Here is a 21,459-nt window from a genome sequence, read left to right as displayed (position 1 = left end):
CAAGGCTGTTTTTTTAATTTTAGACCATGCAATCTTCCTCCTTTTTACCTACTGAGCATTTGACACTCCCAGACCATCCAGGTGTGTATAAGTATTTCAATGAGGAAAATGAATTGATCTACGTAGGCAAAGCCAAAAGTCTTAAAAAAAGGGTTGGGAGTTATTTTAATAAAAACGCAGGAGTAAATCTCAAGACCAGAAAAATGGTCAAAGAAATAAGAAGGATAGAGATCACCATAGTAAACAGTGAATTTGACGCGCTTTTACTTGAAAATAACCTCATAAAAAAGACTCATCCCAAGTATAACATCCTCCTAAGGGATGATAAAACCTATCCCTATCTACTGCTCACTAAAGAAAATTTTCCGAGACTTTTCCCCACCCGAAAAATGATTCCCGGCAAAGGCAGCTATTATGGTCCCTTTGCAAGTGTCAAGGCTATGAATACTGTGCTGGATTTGGTCCGAAACGTATTTACCATCCGAACTTGCAAGCTGGATCTATCGCCTTATAAAATAGCCGAGGAGAAATATAAAGTATGTCTGGAGTATCACATCGGAAATTGCCTGGGGCCTTGTGTAGGGCTTCAAAAAGAAGCTGACTACCAAAGGGAATTAGAGCAGGTTAAACATATTTTGAAAGGGAATCTGAGTGTAGCAAAAACTTATTTCAAGCAGGAAATGCAGCATCATGCAGAGAGCTTGCAATTTGAAAAAGCTCAGAAAATGAAGGAAAAGCTCGAATCATTAGAAAAATATCAGGCAAAATCACTTATAGCAAGTCCTTCAATTAACAATCTGGATGTATGCACAATTGTCTCCGACGAGAAGAGTGCATATGTGAATTTCATGAGAGTGAAAAACGGTGCTTTGATCACCTCTAAAAACGTAGAGCTTAAAAAGAAACTGGATGAGCCCGATGAGCAGTTGCTTTTAACGGCATTAATCCGACTTCAGGATCAATTCCAAAGTGATGCTGAAGAAGTCTTGTTGAACATAGAATTGACTGAGCCTATAGAAGGTTTGAATGTATTCATGCCTAAAATCGGGGATAAGAAAAAACTAATCGAACTCTCGCTGAAGAATGCTCTCTACTATAAAAAGGAAAAAGCATTACTTCTTGGTCTCAATCAAGACAAAAAAGACCGTGTGATCCGGCAACTTCAGCAGGATTTGAGTCTGCCTGAAATCCCTGATCATATTGAATGTTTTGATAACTCAAATATCCAAGGAACGAATCCCGTCGCCAGCATGGTCTGCTTCCTCAATGGCAAACCTGCGGTAAAAGAATATCGAAAATACCATATCAAAACTGTAGTGGGACCGGATGATTTCGCCAGCATGAAAGAAGTCGTAGGCAGAAGATACAAACGCTTGCTGGAAGAAGGTAAACCCATGCCCAAGCTGGTAGTAATCGACGGTGGGAAAGGACAACTATCCTCAGCTGTAGAAGCGCTAAAAGAACTAGGCGTATATGGCCAGATGCCCATCATAGGTATTGCCAAGAGACTGGAAGAAATCTACTTTCCGGGAGACTCCTATCCTATTCATATCGACAAGAAATCCGAAAGTCTAAGGCTGCTGCAAAGAATCCGCGATGAGGCCCATAGATTTGCCATTACCTTCCACAGAAGCACAAGAAGCAGAAATGCCTTTGGTACTCAATTGACTGCTATTCCGGGAATCGGACAAAGCACAGCTGACAATCTATTGAGTCACTTCAAGTCGGTAAAAAAAATCAGTGAAGCCAGTGAAGAGGAAATAGCTAAGGTCATTGGGGCCAGTAGGGCGAAGATGCTGATAGAATGGAAAGAAAAAAATGAAGGGGCTTAAAAAAAGCCCCTTTTTATATTACCACTCCCAAAGGGAGTTTTCGTATTCCAATAACTTGTATTCAAATGATAACGCATCTATATAAGCCTGCATCTCGGGATTCGGATGATCCACTGAGACAAGATCAGCAATCAGTGCCTCCTCCGAATTAGTGAATTTCCTGACCACAGACCTAAACAATCTAGTCTCAAAAGCTTCATCATAAGTTAAGCTCTTTGATAGGTTTTGGAAATTAAGCCATCTTGCCTCAGGATGATCTTTGAAATAATCATAGAAATCCTTGTAGCGAATGAAACCGATGGATTTTTGCCCTGCGTTGGAATTTGTTTCAGAAGGCATAACCAATTCTAGGTGCTTGATATCAAATACCAAAGTTGAGTGATGCTTGTCAAAAACAAAATCTTCTCTAAAATCGATGTAATACAGCTGCTTGGAGAAGATACTGTCTCCTGTAGCATTTAACCAGAAATTGTCCTGAAATTCAGCGATAGACAACGGACGTGTAAATTCTTCGTCAGCAAAAACTTCCAAAGCATTCTCCTCTACAATAGCCTTATAGATTTGATTTACTATCCCATTGGATTTGGTATCTCCTGATCCGTAAAGAGACTTATTGTACTTCTCCCGAAGATCAATCCTTCTCCATACACCAATTTGGTACATTTTATCGTCTTCTCTCATTCTCTTGGCAGAGTAGACTGTATCCATCTTGAACTGACGATCTCCATATCCCGAAGGACTTACGCTTGTAGGGGCAATCTGCGCCTCACTTGTAAGAGGTGCAATGCCTGCTGCTACAAGCAGGGACAAGATTAATTTTGGAAGAAACTTTTTCATAATCATTCGTTTATCTTAATCCCTAATTACGTCTTACTTAACGCGAATAGGAACAACTTGTCTTAATTCTGAAGGAATCTTATTTCCTCTGAAGTTTGTCCTGGTCACTTGTCTGATTTCAAATACAACAACATCACCGGCTCTGGCGCTTTCCAATAACGAGCGCATTGCCAAATTATTACCGCTTGAGATCTGAACTGTTTGTCTTGGAACTTCATTTCTCAACAGTCTCATTTCACCGCCGGTCACTTCGAAATTGGCATCTTTAGCCATTGTTCTTGCAAATGTAGGTTCTGCCTTGGCCTGAAGCTTAAGGCCCATCAAAGAACTGATGGCTTGAGCCTGGCTTAGATCAAGCTCCGATCCATTGGCAGTGACAGGAACTAGAGAAGGGGTAGGAACCGGCCTGATATCGTAATCAACTGCACCGATTTTATTTCCTCCACTGCTAACCCCAATGTTTACTTTTCCGGATCCTCCCGGAATTACCGTCAGCTGTCCAGGCTTACTTCCTTTGATAGACTGTCCATTGCTCACCGCAAACTCCGGAGAATACGTATTACCCAATGCAGGCACTTCTATCAGAAGCTCATTGGCACAATCAGCATAAAGCTGTTGCACTACTTCCGATGAAACTTTGATCACAGGCTGAGCGACAAAGTACTTGTACTCTACAGGAAGAACCTTGTCTTCACCACCTACATTGGTAATAATTTCACCTTTCAGTACTCTTTCTGCCAATCCTCTATCATCATAACTTGAAGCGGGAGCAGCGGTAAATTCAATCTTGCCAAAACCTTTTGCATCGACAGGAACTGATTTCCCATCATAAGTCATCGTAGGAAGCGCAGTAGAAGAACTGGAAGCGATAAACATATCAGCTTCAAATTTGGTACCTGCTGCTACCACATTGGATGAAGCTGCAATTCTCGCCTCAGTCACATCTGCCTTGAAGAAGAATGAACCTATTGTATTAGCTAAAGCAGTAAGTGCTTCACTTTCTATATTCAAAACCTCATTTTGATATTGGGAGATCAAGGCCATTACTGCCCCTACAGGAGATTTCACAAAATTTAAAGCGACAAAATCCTTATTTTTCGTTTCATTATTGTTTGCAAAAAGAGGAATATCTTTTGCATCCTTTGCAATAGGAGAAAAACTCAGCTCAGGAACTCCGGCACTGGCCAAAATTTCAGTAATCTCCTGTGGATAGGAATTTAGCCTAGCCTTCATTTCCTCACCTTTACCTTGATTGGCAAATATATTACCTGCAATTTCTGTGTTCTTCAAACTTGAATTCTGATATACACCATCATCCCCCTTCGCATTGGACTGGGAAATTAATTGCTGTTTCAAATCTTCAAGGTAGTTGTAAACCTCTGCCGTAGATTCTCTAATCTTCTCAGAAGCCGCAACCTTAGGAACATCCTTCTCGTTATTTCCCTGCTGATCTACTGTATATTTAATTGATTCTACAGCATTCTCATTTTTATTGATAAAGTTTCGGGAGGTTCTTTCCATCCCATCGTTAATCAACACAAATTTCTGGAGGATCTGGTTGCTTACCTGGAGGGCCAATAAGGCCGTCAAAACCAGGTACATCATACCAATCATCCGCTGTCTAGGTGTCTCTTTAGCTCCTGCCATTGTTAAGTTTTAATGGATTTTAAATGAATTGAAGAGAAATTAACCTTTCATAGCGGATAGCATTCCACCATAGATTTTATTCAAAGAACTTACGTTCTGATTCAATTTTGATAATTCAGTCTTAAATGCTTGTGTCTCTTTACCTGCCTCAGAAAGACCCTCCATCGCAGCAGTCATATTCGCATAGAATTTATTCAATGTCTTTACATGACTATTTGCATCCTGAAGTTCCATTTCATAGACAGAATTCAAGGCTGAAAGATTTTTGGTGACAGTCACCACTTGTGTATGATACGCTTTGGCATCCTGAGACGCGGAAGACATTTCAGTAAGTGCAGCTGCAGTTTTGCTATATGAAGCATTCATGTCCACCAAAGTCTTGGCCGCGGATTTTACATTTGTAGCATACTCATTGGTAGCCACGGCAGCGTCGGAGAGATTCCCCATCTTCTCAGCAGAAACAGCAAGATTCTGCATTCCTTTACCCAGACTTTCGATTAATTCAGGACCTACTTTGGCATTCGCAAGCATTTCGTCAAGCTTTTGAGAAACTTGATCGCCTCCACCGGCTACTACTCTTTGAACTCTTGGTGCGCCTGGTGCATCACCTGCTAGCTCAGGATAAACTTTAGACCAATCTACATCTTGATGTTGTGGCTCAAATGCGGATAGGAAAAATATAAATGCCTCAGTACTTAGTCCAATACCAATCATCCAATTGGCTCCAGCCCAATCCAAAATCTTGAACATAGCACCGAGAATAACCACAGCAGCACCAATACCATAAATCTTTGGCATTATGCTGGAATAAAATTTTGCTGAAAACGAGTTGCTGTTACTAGCCATGTGAAATGAAGTAATAAGTTGTTAGGTAGTTGTTTTTGTTATAGGATAAAGGTTATCTTCTTCTTCGTGAAGAACTTTTTATGTCCATCGCGCCTGAACGGCCAATGAATGTCATTTTTGTTCTGAATCCAATGTGTGCCTGAGCTACATCTTCGTATTCATAGGTTCTTGTACTCGTCTCCAAGTAGTGTGCAATATCTTTCCAGCTTCCGCCTCTTACCACTTTTCTCGGTTCATTTGGATCTTCGTACACAGGATTCAAATCCCACATAATGGAGCTTGAAGTAGTAGCATAAGCATCAAGTACCCATTCGGCCACATTACCGGCCATATTATACAGACCATAGCCATTTGGAGAGAATACATCTACAGGAGCTGTGTAAGCAAATCCATCATCTATGTAATTACCCCGTCCCGGTTTGAAGTTAGCCAGCAAGCAACCTCTTTTATTTTTCAAATAAGGACCACCCCAAGGATACTTGGCTATGTCTTTGCCTCCTTTGGCAGCATACTCCCACTCTGCCTCGGACGGAAGCTGAAATGCAGGACCGTCAAAGTCGCTGTCATCGTTTGCCCGCATATGATAGGTTTTCCATTCACAATATTTTTTGGCTTGATCCCATGAAACTCCTACTACAGGATAATTATCAAAAGCCGGATGATCAAAATAAAACTCCATCAAAGGATCTCCGTAATGGTAAGCAAAGCTTGTAGACCAGACAGTAGTGTCCGGCTTAAGCTCTTCATAATTCAACTGAGGAGGATCTTTCAAGGTGGTTGGTGTACCGGTCTCATAGGTTCCACTTTTCACAGTTTCTAAAAATTGACGGTACTTGTTGTTGGACACTTCGTATTTGTCCATGAAAAATTCCGAAATGGTAATTTGTTTGTTGAGCGCGGATTGCGTGTATGCAATATCTTCATCAGCCTGTCCCATCCAAAAAGTTCCTGCTTTAACGGGAACCATGTCGTAAGGAAGATTCTGTTGCCAGTTGGTACGCTTTGGAACTCCCGTCACCTCTCCTCTTCTGTTTAGCTTTTCGCTGGCAGAACCTCTTTTACCAAAAAGACCGCACCCCGGCAAAAGCGTCACCAATGCCAACCCTAAGGTAACGGACATTAAGCGAACATTATTTTTTCTATACATAAATGACGTTTTTTCGTTCATCAAATAATTACGCTGTGTAAAATATTTTCAAGATTCGAAATTTAGCTGAATTTGGCACAATAATGCAAATAACCTGCCAAAATATGGGACAATGATAATACCTAGTTAAAACTCACCCTATACAAAACTCTACTATATTCAGACAATTTCAAAATCTAAACCTAGGAGTTCTTTGGATTACACGTTGCACTTCCCTACTCATATCAGACAATGCATACCGAAGCATCAGCTCATGACTAGTAGGCGTTTTGGCTTCAACACCACTAAATACAAGGTCAAATGCATATCCCAATTTGAGTGAATTGTCTCGCAGGAGGCTGTACCCAAGAATAAAAGAAATCGATTCCTCCCCTCTAAAACCAAGCCCTCCACTTATCTTATTTTGATGCGTAGCAATAACGCTCACTTCATAAGAAAAATTATTAAAAGAGACTGTTTTTAAAAACAAACTCGGCTCAATAGCCAACTGCCCCACCGGTCTGAACCTATATCCCAGCAACAAATAGGAATGATTCTTCAACTGATTCGCATAAGAACCATCACCAAAATCAAAGTTTGGCTCATTAATGTGTCTGCTGCTCAACCCTATATAATAGTCACGGGCATCAAACAGCAACCCGGCACCCACATTGAAATTAATCTGACTCTCCTTTCCCGAATTCGGGAGGTTTGGCTCAGGGTTCACCACTATAAGCTCCCCATAATCTATTGAACTGGAATACATCCCTGCATACGCACCAAAACTCAATGTAGCTCTATTGAGCTTTTTGTGATAAGCGCCTTGGAGATTAATTTCCAGGTTTCCCACAGCTCCTATCTGATCATTGACAAGGGTAAGCCCGTATCCAATATTTTTCCCCTGAACTCTCCCTTGGGCTGTTATCAATTGGGTAACAGGCGCTCCTCCCTGTCCGGAATTTGTAGTATAATTCAACCACTGTGACCGATGAAGAGCAGAGAATCTAAACCCACCTTCTTTACCCGCAAAAGCCGGATTATAGTACATGCCGTTATACATGTACTGAGTAAATTGAGGATCCTGCTGGGCCATCAGCGAAGAAATCTCAAAAAAGAATAACAAGAGAATGGAATATCTCAAAAAGTATTTTGAATGGCCTTTTTGAATCATTGTATAGTGGTTTCGTCCAACGTAAGAACTATTCTAAGAATTTTAACTGAAAAACCACAGATTTAGATTCTATGTTTTACAAATTATTCACCTTTTTAATATAAAGTTCCAATGCGCCGGTCATACTTGGGGCATTTGGCATAGGAGCTTCAATATCCAAAATCAAATCCACATCTCTCACAGCCTGTGCCGTGGTAGGACCAAAAGCAGCAATTCTTGTATCCCCCTGCTCAAAATTAGGGAAATTAATTTTTAGGGATTTTATCCCCGATGGACTGAAAAACGCCAAGATATCGTACTTCACATCAGCCAAATCCGACAGATCCGCCTCCAATGTGTGGTAGATTATAGCTTCCGTAAATGCAATCCCATTCTTTTCCATGTATTCGGGAATATCATCCTTTCGGATGTCAGAGCACGGGAATAAATACTTCTCCGATTTATGCTTTTTGAAATAATCAAATAAATCCTGTGCTGTCTTTTGACCTACGAACAATTTACGTTTTCGGATTACGATATATTTCTGGAGATAATGTGCCGTTTGATCAGAAATACAAAAATATTTCATATCTGCAGGCATCTCAATCTTGAAATCCTTACAGATTGCAAAGAAATGATCAATCGCATTGCGGCTTGTAAAGATTACCGCTGTATGCTTTAAAATATCAATCTTTTGCTTTCGGAATTCTTTCGGCACAACCGGCTCAACCTTGATAAACTGACGAAAGTCAATTTTCAGATTATATTTCTCAGCCAATTGCAAGTAGGGAGAATTTACATCCGCCGGGGCCGGCTGAGATACTAGAATACTTTTTACCGGTCTAAACCTGTCTTTGGTAACTGCGCTCATGCTTCTATTATTCCTTTTGTGATTACCGGAATCAATGACCCAAATCAAGCACCAATTTGGCCAAGATTAAAAAGGGCACTAATTCTGCGATGCAAAGGTAAGTAAATAAATGATATTTCTTAAAGCCCAGTCTATTCACCATAATTAAGAACAATCCTAGGAGACCTAATATATACATCCAGAAAAACCCCGTAAACAAGAGTTCCAAAGCCGTTTTGATCGCTGAAAATTCATTTAACAGGAAAAACGCACACACTAGAATCAACCCTATCGTTGTAATTGCCACCAACCGTAGCAAATAAAAGAAATGAGGGAATTCCAATTTTCCCAAATCAAACAAAAAAGACAACATTTTGATGGCTGTAAACTTGAGAATAGTAAGTAGTAAAAGAAAAAAAGCCCCTCCGATCCATACTATCATCAGCACCCCAAAACCAAGTTCGATTCTCGCTTCCAGCCATTCTTGACGGAAGACGACCAGTCCTGTCACCATCGCGAGGGACAAAAGCATATTTACTATAAAGACATAAAACAAAATATCTACTGAAAAAAACTTTTGCAAGCTCCCGCTTTCAGAAAAATCTTCGGCATTCAGCAAAGAAATAGGTTTGATCATTATCGCAAAAATAAACGGATAAGCCAGTTTATAAAGCGTGATCAGCAGTAAGCAAACCAGCAATCCTACACAAAAAAAATCACGGATACTCTGCCGGTCAAAATCTCTCTTGCTTATCCGCATCTCCATTTCTTCTGTGCCCGATTCAGCAGTCTGAAATTTTAATATTTTCCTTACACTTGCCTGCTCAGAAGAAATCCCGTTTTTAAAAACAGTAAGGTTTGCTCTGTCTCCCGAAAATTCCTCTTTGAACTCTCCCACTTGGGTTGTAAATGCGGTATCCTGCTCCGTGAAAAACCAAAGTTTCTCCCCCACAAAAACCACGGAGTGATCCGGAAACTCAAAAGAAAAATAGGCTAAAGGAAAAGTCTCCAAATCCAGATCCAACATCAATCTATCATTAGAACTAAACCAAGTCTCGCGCTCGCCTTCTTTCCATTGAGGATTGTAATCTTCCAAAACCTGTGAAAATGCATGCTGCCCTGCCACAACTAGTAGTGACAGGATAACTAGCGACTTGCTGATCATTTTTTTCATACTCAAAATCTGGCTAGGTAGCCAAAGTGTATCCTGGAATAGGAGAATTGTAAGGGTTGTAAATTAGATTTTCCGACTCCGTAAATAAATCGAAAGACACCGGCGCCGGTATCAAGATTGATACCGGCGCCGAAAGAGACGGGTTTGTCCAGCGCAGGTGCAAAGTACGGGTTTTCCAGAATCCCAAAGTCAGTGAAAACCATAAGAAATGAGTTTTCCCCAAAAAAAAGTCTCTGCTCCATGTTTATGTAGCCATAAGATCTCGCAAAAAAGAAATTCTCATTGAATCCGCGAACACTCTTCAATCCACCCAGACGGAATAAATCATTTAGCAACAAATTTTGATTTTCGGTAAAGCCCCCACTTCCCTTTAACCACATTCCCCAAGTTTTTTTGATGAAAATATACTTTTCTATCACTCCCTTCCCCATGTACTGAGGGCTGTTCAAATTTAGATTTGCATACACCTCCCGTGGAAATCCCGTGTTTTCAAGAATCTTTTTGTTTCCCATGGCAAATTCACCACTAAGAAAAAATCCCCGCCTTGGAAAATAGGGAGAATCCAGTTTATCCCAAATCCAACCTACCCCATACTGATTCCATCGATAATCTGCTATATCCGGAAGCTCGGTCACGTCACGAAAAGCTTCCGTGTTGAGGACATCACTCGATTGCCTTTTGGTAAAAAACCGCAGGTAGCTTTTCGTGCTCAAGTGATAGCCAAAGTCCAAACTTAAATACCTGCTTAAAAAAGAGGAATCTTGCTTCAGCAGATTAAATCCTACCCGAACGTCCAGTGGTGAATTAAACAAAAATGATTCTTTGGCAGAAATGTCCAAAGACTGGGTTTCTATATTCAGACGCTGCCAATGCAATGTCACGTCTCTTCCCTTGCCTCCCAAATGAAATAATTCCAAGTCAAGCTGCCCCGTAATTAGCAATTTTCCAGGCTCGTTTGCATTGGGCAGCAAGCCAATTATTCCATCCAGCACATTGGTGTTTCTGTCGCTTAAAGTAATTAGTGCCTGAGCCTTTTTGATTTGAAAATTGACTCCGGGAGGCTGGGTCTGCCGAAAGTAAGGAGAGCGGCTAAGCACTTGACTAGCCTCATCCAATTGCTTTTGGGAAAAAGGCTGACCGGGCCGAATCCGGGTTATATTCTGCACATAGTTTCCCTGAGTTTTGGTTTTGCCTTCTATTTTCACACTGTCCCAAAGTATAAGCGGACCGGCATCATAGGCGAAAACCGCCGTAAGTGCATTGCCATTTCGCTGAATACTATCCAGTTTTACCTGGGCAAAAGGGTAGCCGCTATTCTCAGATTCTATAATCACATGCCGCATCAGCCGTGAAGCGGAGGAATATTCCCGGGTTAGTGGATCACTATTCTTGAAAAATTCTTCCGGAACATTTCCTTGGGCAATTGATTCCCAAAAATATTTCTCTCCCGGTACGAGTTTCATCAGTAAAGAATCAGGCCCTATCATTTCTCTCTCGATATAAAGCTCCAGATATCCCTCATTTTGAAAAGAATTTTGAATAGAATCGGTGTATTTATCGCCTGCTGCTTTAGAAGAAAAAGCCTTCCAATCAGTACTGGGCTGTGTATCATTACTCAGCATCTTTACCCAATAGCTATTTTGCGCTTCGCAAATCAATCCTCCGGCAAGAAAAAAAAGGACACATGCCAAAATGGAGGTTTTCAAAGGACTGGATCGGATTGGTTATATTTGCAAAATAATATAATTCACTTTGGCGGGCATATACATTCACATTCCTTTTTGTAGGCAGGCTTGCCATTATTGCGATTTTCACTTCAGTACTAATCTGGACAACATGGATCAGATGGCTGAAATGATATGTCGTGAATTAGAATTAAGAGCAAGTTACTTTCAAAAAACCCCAATAGAGACTATCTACTTTGGAGGGGGAACACCCTCTCTTTTGCAACCGCTATTGATTGAAAAAATCCTAAACCAAATTTCAATAACGTACAACTCGGATTGGCAGGAGGTTACTCTGGAGGCAAACCCCGACGATTTGAATGTGGATAATTTGAATTCGTGGAAAAGTCTGGGCATAGACCGGCTAAGTCTGGGTATTCAAAGTTTCGATGAAGATGTTTTGAAATTTTACCATCGGGCCCACACTGCCGAAGAGTCGAAATTTGCTATTTCAAAAGCTAGGAAAATGGGTTTTGAGAAATTCAGTCTGGATTTGATCTATGGTTATCCACAGCCAAACCACGAGTTGTGGAAGCGTGATTTATCCGAAGCTATCTCTCAGGATCCTGGACATATTTCCAGTTATGCACTCACTGTAGAACCTAAAACCGCGCTGGGCAACTGGACGAAAAAAGGGAAATTCCAGCCCGCTGAGGAGGATTTTGTGGCTGAGCAGTTTGAAATACTACAAGAACAAACCAACAAAGCAGGCTACATTCAATACGAAGTATCCAACTTCGGCAAGCCGGGACAATTCGCATTGCACAACACCAACTACTGGAAAGGTGTCCCCTATTTGGGTGTAGGTCCCAGCGCTCATTCTTTTGACGGAAAAAACAGAGGAGCAAATCCTTCAAGCAACTCCCGATATCTGAACAGCATGAAGGGCAGCGCTATCCCATTTACTGTGGATAACCTTTCAGATGAAGAGCGATTGAATGAATACATCCTTACCGGATTGAGGACACTGTGGGGGATAGATTTCGGAGTTATCCACCGGGATTTCGGAAAAGACCTTCTCTTTTCCAAAAAAGACCTTTTGACCAAGATGGATGCCGAGGGTTGGCTCATTTGGAAGGATAAAAACCTATCTTTGAGCAAAAGCGGAAAACTTCTTGCAGATAGTATTGCAGCAGCACTTTTCGTTTGACATCAGCAACGATATGAGCAAGGACGGATATTTCAGTAGAAAAAAGGAAGTGGCTCCACTAGAGTCAGCTTTCAATGATCTACTTAAAGCTTACCGATTGGAAGGTAAATTCAGGGAGAAATCTTTAGTGCACGATTGGCCGGATCTGGTGGGAAAAACCATCGCAGACCGTACCACTTCTGTGTTTGTCCGGGACAAAAAGCTCTTTGTAAAATTAAGCTCAGGACCAATTAAGAAGGAGTTATTGATGAACAAAAGCAAAGTACTTGTGCTTATCGATGAGCGGTATGGCACCGGAGTGATCGAAGATTTGGTCTGTATGTAGCTTAGGGATTCTTTGCGGTCTAGTGAATTTAGACTTTTTAACACCTCCCCATACTGAGTAAGTTATCCACCTTCACAATTTTCCAATCCGAATGAGTATTATTGTGGAAGCACATTCATGATCAAACTACCACCAATCCATATCGGAAAGCTAAGCTTGTTGCTCGCCATCCTGGTATGGCTTGCTTTGCTGTTTGTGAATTTGGTTAGACTTTTTGGGGTTCTCAACCAATTGGATTCGGGAATTGCCGTAGAATTCACCTGGATTTTGCAAACACTTTTTTATTTAACCGTCTATGGTTTTTACAAGTATTCCATCGTAAAAAGCACTCAAAGTGATTTTCTGAATCTTATTTGGAGAGGTGTTTCCACCGGTATTTTCGCGGTGGCAGTTTATATAATCATTGAATTGTTTTATAGTTCTTTGGGCGAAAGCAAGCTTGCCTCAGAGCCGTTTCTCCAAACCTTCTTCTACCATGTCCGCTTCGGTCTGGTGACGATATTTTTGATATCCACCTCTCTTCTCTGGCAGCACCTTATTCTTTATCAGAAAACCAAGCGTGTAGTCAAACAATGGCAGGCATATGAAATAGCATTGCTAATAGCCATGTTTCTGGTGTTTTTTGATCGTGGGGCAAATGAATACCCTTTCTTCTTTGGCTTGGTCCTGCTGGGGATATTGGCAGTGATTCTCTCCACTAATTTGAAATGGATTCCATATTTGACCTTCAAGGAGAAATGGAAATCCCTGCTTTTTCTGGGCACAATTATCGCATCTATAGGATATTTGCTATGGTACACCTTTTCACATGAAAGTGAGCGGATTTACCCTGTCAATCTTACTTGGAATTTATTTCTGATCTCCTTGTTTTGGTTCGTTTTGATCTATGCGGTTCTCAGCTTTCTTGTCACCCTTTTTAATCTTCCTACTTCATCGGTATTCGAGCAAAAGCTGACAGAGGCAATCAATTTCCAACGCTTGAGTCAGTCTATACAGCCGGAAGAGAATGAAGAACAAGTGCTGGATATCCTAATGGACTCCTGCATGAGTGCGGCATATGCAGATGCTGCTTGGCTGGCTATGACCAGTGAAGAATTTCCCGACGGCATTTTCCAGGAACGCTTTATTGACCGCAAAACCAGAGAGGAAATCACGGATCTGATCCAGCAGCAGAAATCCGCACGGGAATGGGCTTCCGAAAAACTTCCGGATAATCTAAGTCCTATAACCCTCAGGTTAGCCCATCCGAAATTTGAATCCGTACTGTTGGTCCCTTTGGTAATCAATAAATCCGTAATAGGAAAAATAGTCCTGTGCAAAGAAGTCCGGGACGGATTTAATAAAGAAATGCTGAACATCATCAGCACATTTGCCAGGCAAGCCTGTATTGCGGTAGAAAACCACAGATTGCTCAACCAGGCTATATTGAACGAACGCTATCAAGAGGAATTGAAGATAGCCCAGCGTGTACAAAAAGCGTTGCTCCCCACCAAACTGGATCACAATCAGTTCTTTGATATTTGCGCCTACTCCAATGCGGCAGATGAAGTAGGAGGTGATTATTACGACACGTTCAAACTGGACGAAGACCGCTATGTGCTGATTATTGGAGATGTGTCAGGAAAGGGAACTTCTGCGGCTTTTCATATGTCTCAGATGAAAGGCATTTTCCAGAGTCTTATTCAGTTGAATCTCAGCCCTTCTGATTTTATGATCAAGGCCAATTCCGCTTTGAGCAAATGTCTGGAAAAAAACCATTTCATCACCGCATCAATTTTCATCATTAATACTGCGCAACAAACCATCTGCCACTCACGTGCAGGGCATGTGCCAACCCTCTTTCATCAGAAAGAACGGAACAAATCCGAATATTTGGAGATTGATGGTTTGGGTTTGGGTATTTTAAGAAACATGCAGTATGAAAAACACGTTGTGGAAAAGACATTCACTTATAAGTCAGGCGATGTACTGGTATTGCTTACAGATGGTATAGTAGAAGCAAAAAATGAAAAATCCCATCAATTCGGTTACGACCGCATCAGAAACCTATTAGAAGTTTATCACGGACTTAATCCACTGGAAATTCAGACAAAAATGATAGATTCCTTGCATGCCTTTGTTGGTGGCGACGGATTGATTGATGATGATTATTCTATTATGGTGGTGAAATTTACCGAACAAAATAATGAAAGCTAGAAAATGCTAACGATAGAAACCCAACACGAAAACGGACACGACATTTTGCTGCTCAAAGGCGAAGTGGATGCCAGCAACTCTGTAATACTGGATGAGGCAATCACCAAAATGGTCACTGACGGCAGCAGTTCTATCCTAGTTGACGGTACAGGACTGGAATATATTTCCTCGGCGGGTCTGGGTGTGTTTATGTCCTATCTGGAAGATTTTCAGGAAAAAGAAATTGAACTGAAAATCTATTCCCTTTCCGACCGTGTTTTTGAAGTATTTAAGATTTTGGGTTTAGACCAGCTGATCCGCATCTATCCCGACAAAAAAACAGCGCTACTTACCTGAAATGAAGCATCAGATGAAAATATCCTGTCAAACTACCGCACTCTCGGAGCTGCGGGTCTTTTTGAAAAAGACCCTGGGAGAACTGCATATGTCTGACATCGACCGACACCAGATCACACTGGCGGTGGAAGAGGTATGCGCCAATCTGATTATCCACTCCCACAAGTGTAATGCACTTGACTATATCCAGCTAAAAATCAAGCAAAATCCCGGCAAATTGATTTTTGAAATCACCGATGAAGGACAAGCCTTTAATATGCTTGATTACGAGGTCCCGGATCTGGACAAAGTAAAAGGTGAAAAGCGAAAAGGTGGTTTAGGCATAATTTTGGTCAAGAAAATAATGGATGAAATCGAATTCGAATCCAGCAAAGGCACTAATACCTGCAGGCTCATCAAATGGTTTCAGTCCTAATTCTTGTTAAATGCTTAGTATTCGGGACATTTGACTTGAAATCGTAATAAATTTGTAAAATTGCATTCAAATTCTGCCATTTAACACATGACAAACCGAACCATTTCGGCAATTATATTCACCCTCCTCCTAACATTTGAGTCTTCCCTAACAGCGATGGCTTTTGTTCAAGCATCGGTGCAGGATGATCCCCTATTGACGATAGGCGGCAAGCCTGTGGACAAGGATGAGTTGATCTACTTACTGTCTAAGGGCAACAAATCTGAGCCTGGCACTCTTGGTATGTCTAGAGACGAGTTTGATGAGAATCTTGAACTTTTCATCAATTATAAACTAAAAGTAAGAGAGGCGGAAGCTCAAGAGCTTGATCAGTCTGAAGAATTTCGCAGAGAGTTTGAATCCTTTCGGGAAAACATCAAAGCTCCATTCCTTATCCGCAACTCTCTGGAAGAAGGGGAATTGCGAAAGGCTTACTCAAGAATGCAGGAGATTATCCGTGCCAGTCACATTCTCCTCAAATTTCCGCCAAACGCCGGTAAGGAAGACAGTCTGATTGTCCTTCGCATGGCTTTGAAAATTAAAGAAGAAGTAAAAAACGGAGGTAGCCTGAATGATCTTGCTGTAGAATATTCGGACGATCCGTCTGCTCAGGTCAACAAAGGAGATCTTGGTTATTTCACAGCCCTTCAGATGGTGCAGCCGTTCGAAGACGCTGCTTTCTCCCTACAGCCGGGACAGGTTTCTGACCCAGTATTGACAAGCTTTGGCTACCATATCATTAATGTAAAAGATCGCCAACCCAATCCCGGGCAAGTGCGCGTTTCGCATATCTTGGTTAGAATAGAGGACAGTTCGCCTAATGGGGAAGATCTCGCCAAACGTAAGGTAGCCGACATCTATAATGAGATACAGAAAGAAAGCACCATCTGGGAGGATATTGTAAAAAACTATTCTGAAGATCCTGCCAGCAGTCAAAAAGGCGGGATGCTGCCATGGTTTAGTGTTGGATCGATGATTCCGGAGTTTGAAATGGCCGCATTTTCATTGACAGAAATAGGCGAAGTATCTGCCCCAGTCCGAACCAGATATGGATATCATATCTTGAGGCTGGAGGGCAAAAAGCCGCTGGAAAGTTTCGAATCCATGGAAGAAAGTATACGCTCTAGTATTTTAAGAGATTCCCGCTCCACCATGATTCAGTCTCAGGTGATGGCGATTCAGAAGTCCCGGTACAATTTTGACGAGAATGAGGCAAATGTAGCCAAGCTGAGGACAGAATTAAACAATACCACCAAAAATGGCTTTGCCTTGGCCATGTCCGAGAAGAATCTATCCGGTATTCAACTCTTTACTCTTAAAGGGAAAAGCTATATAGCACAGGATTTGGCTGATTTTATGGCCGCCGAGGAAATCAGCATAAAGAACAAAACAAGCACATTTGATGCATGGTATGAGCGCTTTACTGCCTCAGAATTAAATAAAGCCGAAGAGGCAGATTTGGCTGCCAACAATAAAGAATACCGAATGCTGTTGAAAGAGTATAGAGATGGCATTCTACTCTTTTCGCTCATGAATGAAGAAGTCTGGCAAAAAGGCCTTCTTGATTCTGTGGCCCAGAAAGCGTTTTATGAAAAGAACATTACAAAATACCAGTGGAAAGGTCGGGTAAATGCCTTCATCGTCAAAGTTCTTGACATGACCCAACTGGATGCTGCCAGAAAACTGCTTCAAGGGAAATCCCTTTCGGATGAACTCATAACTACTTTTGAGAGTAGCTATGAAAGCTCCAATTCATTAGCTTACCAGACAGAAACCGGAACCATTGAATACAGTGAGCATCCCGTCTTGTCTAAAGCCGATTTGAATAAAGATTATCAAGAACTTGAAGTAAACGGACACCTCCATATTGTGGTCTTTGGGGACAGAATCAAACCCGGCCCTAAGAAATTCGAAGAAACACGCGGGCCGGTTATTCGGGATTATCAGGAATACTTGGACAATACCCTCGTCGAATCGCTCCGAAAGAAGTACCCGATTAAAATCAACACCAAAGCTAAAGAGGAAACTTTCATAGCATTGAATCAATAATAATTCACCTAAGAAAACCGTCTCGTAAGTATCAAGAGATGGAAAAACATCCATGAAATTGCTAAACCGACTCACATTCACTCTGATCGCCAGCTTGCTGATTACCGCATCATTCGCACAAGAAACTCCTCCTACAGGCCAGGTTCTTGACAAAATTGTGGCTAAAGTTGATAATTATATCCTGCTCGAATCAGACGTACAAAAATCTTACATAGAGGCTGTTTCCCAAAATCAGCCTGCTCAGACAGCTCCCACCAGATGTGAAGTATTTGAATCCTTGATGATCAACAAACTGATGGTAGCCAAAGCAGAAGTCGATTCGGTAATGGTTACCGATGCGGAAGTTATGCTTCAGACAGAACAGCGCTTCAGTATGGTCATGCAGCAGTTTGGCGGAGATGAAGAGACACTGGTACAAGCATACGGAAAAACATCAGACCAGCTCAAGGCAGAGATCGAGGACGTGATCAAAGAGCAACTGATCGTACAACGCATGAGAGGTCGTATCACCGAAGGATTGACTGTTTCTCCTAATGACGTGAGGCAGTTTTTCAACAGTATTCCCAGAGACTCTTTACCGCTATTTACCTCAGAGGCTACAGTAGGCCAAATCGTGATAAAGCCTAAAGTAAATCCCCAAACGAGACAGGATATTTATGATCAGATGCTTCAATTCAAAAAGGATATCGGGGAAGGTAAGGCTGATTTTGCAGATTTGGCTAAGAAGTATTCCGAAGATCCCGGATCTGCCAGTAATGGAGGGGATCTAGGTTTCGCCTCCAAAGGACAAATGGTTCCTGAATATGAAAGTGCCGCTTTTGGACTAAAACAAGGGGAGATTTCGGATCCCATAGAAAGTGATTATGGGTTTCACTTGATTCAATTATTGGAAATCAAAAACAACTCCTTTAATACCAGACACATATTAATATCACCTAAGGCAACAACAGCAGACATTGAAAAAGCAGAAAGACAGCTTGACAGTCTCAAAACCGAGATAGAAGCAGGAAGGCTGGATTTTGCCAAAGCTGCAAAAGATTTCTCGAATGATAGGAGCACCTCCGATAACGGCGGTTTTTTTACCGATCCCGCCACTAATTCAAACCGCCTTTCCCTTAGGACACTGGAAGACCCATTACTTTTCTTTACTATAGATACCATGAAGGTAGGAGCCATTACCAAGCCTATGCTTTTTGAAGATCCAAGAGAAGGAACAAAAGTCCGAATACTCTACTATAAAGCGAAGTACCCTGCACACCGGGCAAATATGGAGGATGACTACGAAAAGCTAAAAGCTGCTGCCCTTCGCAAAAAAGAAGATGATCTTCTTAGCAAATGGTTTATTACAGCCAAAGAAGATATTTTCATTGATCTGGACCCTGCCTACGATAAGTGCAACGCACTGGGAGCAAAATAAAAACTCAGGGAAAAATATACCCAGAACTTCACAAAGCTGTGCTCACCTAGGTCAAAATAGCCTTTCACAAAAAATGCCCGAGAAATGACTCGGGCATTTTTTTTATCTCTTTTCAAAAAGCGTCTTGATAGCCAATCCAATTTGCTTCAATCCTTCTTTGAACAAGCCTTTGGACTCTTCAAATTTGGGTTTGAAATCACTGGAGCGTTCTTTAAACTCACGTTCCAAAATCTCCTTGCCTTTTTTAAATTCTGCCTCTAGGGAAGTCTTATTCTCCTTCAGCTCCTTGATCTTCTTTTCTATCTCATCCTTGGCATCCGATCCCGCATTTGCTCCTTTTTGAACAAGTTCTTCGATTTTGTCGCCAATTTCCTTAAGTACTTTTTCTATATCTTGACTGGTGGATTTCTTTTCTTCCATGACTAATGCCGGTTTGATGAACTGATGCACATCAAGTTAAATACTTTTTCTTGAATGCTTATTACTTGCGGTTAACTATGAATCAAAAAGCCTAATTATCAACAGATTCACCTCTGGTTTGCTTTTCGTAAAGCTCAGCATACACGCCTTTCTGCTTCATCAGTGAGGCATGGTTTCCCCGCTCTATGATCTTACCATCGTCCAATACAATAATCTGATCAGCCAGCTTGGCAGAGGATACCCGGTGGGAAATAATGATGGAAGTCCGGTTCTGCATAATATTTTTAAGTGCCGTCAGGATCACATTCTCCGTCTTGGTGTCCACTGCAGAAAGGCAGTCATCCAAAATGAGAATCTTCGGTTCTTTGGCAATTGCTCTAGCAATGGAAACCCGCTGCTTTTGCCCTCCGGAAAGTGTAATTCCCCGCTCTCCCAACATAGTTTCAAATCCTTTGGGGAATTCCACGATGTTTTGATAGACATCAGCATCCTTTGCAGCCTGTTCAATGATCTTTGGATCCGACTGCTCTATTCCAAAAGCAATATTATTTCCTATGCTGTCAGAGAATAAGAATACATCCTGAGGCACATAGCCTATCTGCCTGCGCAGATCGGAAATGGAAAATGCATCTATCGCATGACCGTCAATTTTGATTACCCCGCTTGTAGGATCGTACATGCGCATCAATAGATTGGCTATAGTGGATTTTCCCGATCCTGTAGTTCCTATAATGCCGAGCGTTTGTCCTTCTTTGATCTGAAAGCTGACATCCTTCAGAGTCTGGATACCGGAATCAGGGTATACAAAAGATACATTTTCTACGTCCACTGTCCCGTGAATATCTGCCTGAATCTTATTTGTACTAATAATGTCATTCTTTTCATCCAAAAATTCATTGATCCTAGTCTGGGAAGCTGCCGCACGCTGCACAATACTTGTCACCCATCCCAAAGACGTCACCGGCCAAGTCAGGATATTCACATAAAGGATAAATTCCGCAATTACCCCATAACCTATTTCTCCGCTGATCACCTGAAGACCGCCAGCGTAAACAGTAATGATGGTAGAGATTCCTACCAAAGCCATTATTATGGGAAAGAACAACGCATTTACCCGTGTCAAGTTTATAGACTTTACCTTATAGTCTTCACTTGCGGTGGCAAAATCGTTTGCACTGTCACTTTCTCTGACGAAAGCTTTTAGCACACGGATTCCCGAAAAAGCCTCCTGGACGAATGTACTTAGTTCACTTAGACTACGCTGAATCTTCTCAGAGCGCTCATTGATCATATTATTCACATAATATATACTCAGAGAAAGTATGGGAAGAGGCAACAGCACATAGAGCGTGAGTAATGGGTTGACGGTAATCATATAAGAAATCACCATCGGAAAAAGAATCAACAGATTCAAGCCATACATGATTGCAGGTCCCAGATACATGCGGACCCGGCTTACATCTTCGGTGATCCTTGCCATCAGATCTCCCGTGCTGTTCTTTCTATAGAAACTTAGCGGGAGTTTTTGGTAATGATCGTAAATCTCATTTTTCATGTCATACTCCACCTTTCTGGACATGATGATGAGTGTCTGCCGGATAAAAAACAAGAAAATCCCCCGCAGCAAGGCCATCACTAAGATCAAAACCCCGAAGACAACTACGAATTTTAAAAAAACATCCTGTGCCTGACTGCCCATTCCACCCTGAGCCAGAGGCCTGTAAATAGAAAAACTTTCTACCACATAATCTATTGCAAGTCTGACCAGTTGTGCAGGTATAATTACGAAAATATTTGATATCAGCGTAAAAACTATCCCCAAAAGGATCAAGCCCTTGTATTTATATAAATACTTATTGAGTCTCCAAAGTGGTTTCACCAAATAAAAATTTTAAAATGAAGGAAATAGATTAGGAAAACTGGGTA

At 41.5% G+C, this 21,459-nt stretch carries 18 protein-coding genes; 8 read left to right on the top strand and 10 right to left on the bottom strand.

Annotated elements, in window-relative coordinates; all coding sequences use genetic code 11:
- The first annotated feature begins 26 nt into the window (after positions 1-26).
- Positions 27-1,832: an excinuclease ABC subunit UvrC gene (gene uvrC / locus J2X69_RS06035; RefSeq protein ID WP_310100015.1), complete on the top strand. Its 1,806-nt coding sequence runs from the start codon at positions 27-29 to the stop codon at positions 1,830-1,832.
- A gap of 18 nt (positions 1,833-1,850) precedes the next feature.
- On the opposite strand, the gene gldN is transcribed toward uvrC, so the two are convergent.
- From gldN to J2X69_RS05995, 8 genes are all read right to left on the bottom strand, one after another.
- Positions 1,851-2,669 carry a gliding motility protein GldN gene (gldN, locus tag J2X69_RS06030; protein ID WP_310100012.1) on the bottom strand — a complete coding sequence of 273 codons (819 nt, stop codon included), beginning with the start codon at positions 2,667-2,669 and terminating at the stop codon, positions 1,851-1,853.
- Positions 2,670-2,702: 33 nt separating this feature from the next.
- Complete coding sequence (gldM, locus tag J2X69_RS06025; RefSeq protein WP_310100009.1) at positions 2,703-4,316, bottom strand: gliding motility protein GldM; 1,614 nt, start codon at positions 4,314-4,316, stop codon at positions 2,703-2,705.
- A gap of 39 nt (positions 4,317-4,355) precedes the next feature.
- Complete coding sequence (gene gldL, locus J2X69_RS06020) at positions 4,356-5,162, bottom strand: gliding motility protein GldL (RefSeq protein ID WP_409014393.1); 807 nt, start codon at positions 5,160-5,162, stop codon at positions 4,356-4,358.
- Between the two features lie 52 nt (positions 5,163-5,214).
- Positions 5,215-6,309: a gliding motility lipoprotein GldK gene (gene gldK, locus J2X69_RS06015; RefSeq protein WP_310100002.1), complete on the bottom strand. Its 1,095-nt coding sequence runs from the start codon at positions 6,307-6,309 to the stop codon at positions 5,215-5,217.
- Between the two features lie 169 nt (positions 6,310-6,478).
- The gene (locus tag J2X69_RS06010; RefSeq protein ID WP_310099999.1) at positions 6,479-7,459 is read right to left on the bottom strand and encodes a type IX secretion system membrane protein PorP/SprF; all 981 of its coding nucleotides are present in this window, start codon (positions 7,457-7,459) and stop codon (positions 6,479-6,481) included.
- 76 nt (positions 7,460-7,535) lie between these two features.
- Positions 7,536-8,309, bottom strand: coding sequence for a uroporphyrinogen-III synthase (locus tag J2X69_RS06005; RefSeq protein ID WP_310099996.1), 774 nt, complete (start codon positions 8,307-8,309; stop codon positions 7,536-7,538).
- 31 nt (positions 8,310-8,340) lie between these two features.
- On the bottom strand, positions 8,341-9,462 hold the full coding sequence (locus J2X69_RS06000) for a DUF4271 domain-containing protein (protein WP_310099993.1): 1,122 nt from the start codon (positions 9,460-9,462) through the stop codon (positions 8,341-8,343).
- A gap of 2 nt (positions 9,463-9,464) precedes the next feature.
- Positions 9,465-11,168 (bottom strand): BamA/TamA family outer membrane protein, encoded by a 1,704-nt coding sequence (locus J2X69_RS05995; protein ID WP_310099989.1) that lies wholly within the window; start codon positions 11,166-11,168, stop codon positions 9,465-9,467.
- A 46-nt stretch (positions 11,169-11,214) separates the two neighbouring features.
- On the opposite strand from J2X69_RS05995, the gene hemW reads away from it, so the two are divergent.
- From hemW to J2X69_RS05960, 7 genes are all read left to right on the top strand, one after another.
- Entirely contained in the window at positions 11,215-12,336 is a 1,122-nt protein-coding gene (gene hemW / locus J2X69_RS05990) for a radical SAM family heme chaperone HemW (protein WP_310099986.1), read from the top strand.
- 13 nt (positions 12,337-12,349) lie between these two features.
- Complete coding sequence (locus J2X69_RS05985) at positions 12,350-12,661, top strand: DUF721 domain-containing protein (protein ID WP_310099983.1); 312 nt, start codon at positions 12,350-12,352, stop codon at positions 12,659-12,661.
- 117 nt (positions 12,662-12,778) lie between these two features.
- Positions 12,779-14,857 carry a SpoIIE family protein phosphatase gene (locus J2X69_RS05980; protein WP_310099980.1) on the top strand — a complete coding sequence of 693 codons (2,079 nt, stop codon included), beginning with the start codon at positions 12,779-12,781 and terminating at the stop codon, positions 14,855-14,857.
- A 3-nt stretch (positions 14,858-14,860) separates the two neighbouring features.
- Entirely contained in the window at positions 14,861-15,193 is a 333-nt protein-coding gene (locus tag J2X69_RS05975; RefSeq protein ID WP_310099976.1) for an STAS domain-containing protein, read from the top strand.
- A 13-nt stretch (positions 15,194-15,206) separates the two neighbouring features.
- Positions 15,207-15,608 carry an ATP-binding protein gene (locus tag J2X69_RS05970; RefSeq protein ID WP_310099973.1) on the top strand — a complete coding sequence of 134 codons (402 nt, stop codon included), beginning with the start codon at positions 15,207-15,209 and terminating at the stop codon, positions 15,606-15,608.
- A gap of 87 nt (positions 15,609-15,695) precedes the next feature.
- Positions 15,696-17,696 (top strand): peptidylprolyl isomerase, encoded by a 2,001-nt coding sequence (locus J2X69_RS05965; protein ID WP_310099970.1) that lies wholly within the window; start codon positions 15,696-15,698, stop codon positions 17,694-17,696.
- Positions 17,697-17,748: 52 nt separating this feature from the next.
- On the top strand, positions 17,749-19,113 hold the full coding sequence (locus tag J2X69_RS05960) for a peptidylprolyl isomerase (protein ID WP_310099968.1): 1,365 nt from the start codon (positions 17,749-17,751) through the stop codon (positions 19,111-19,113).
- Between the two features lie 102 nt (positions 19,114-19,215).
- Here J2X69_RS05960 and J2X69_RS05955 read toward each other — a convergent pair whose 3' ends face one another.
- A complete protein-coding gene (locus J2X69_RS05955; RefSeq protein ID WP_310099965.1) occupies positions 19,216-19,533 on the bottom strand; it encodes a hypothetical protein in 318 nt (105 codons plus the stop codon).
- Between the two features lie 91 nt (positions 19,534-19,624).
- Entirely contained in the window at positions 19,625-21,412 is a 1,788-nt protein-coding gene (locus tag J2X69_RS05950; RefSeq protein ID WP_310099962.1) for an ABC transporter ATP-binding protein, read from the bottom strand.
- Positions 21,413-21,459: the final 47 nt, after the last annotated feature.

The sequence above is a fragment of the Algoriphagus sp. 4150 genome, from assembly GCF_031457395.1.
Lineage (GTDB): Bacteria > Bacteroidota > Bacteroidia > Cytophagales > Cyclobacteriaceae > Algoriphagus.
This window is presented reverse-complemented; position numbering and strand designations above follow the sequence as displayed.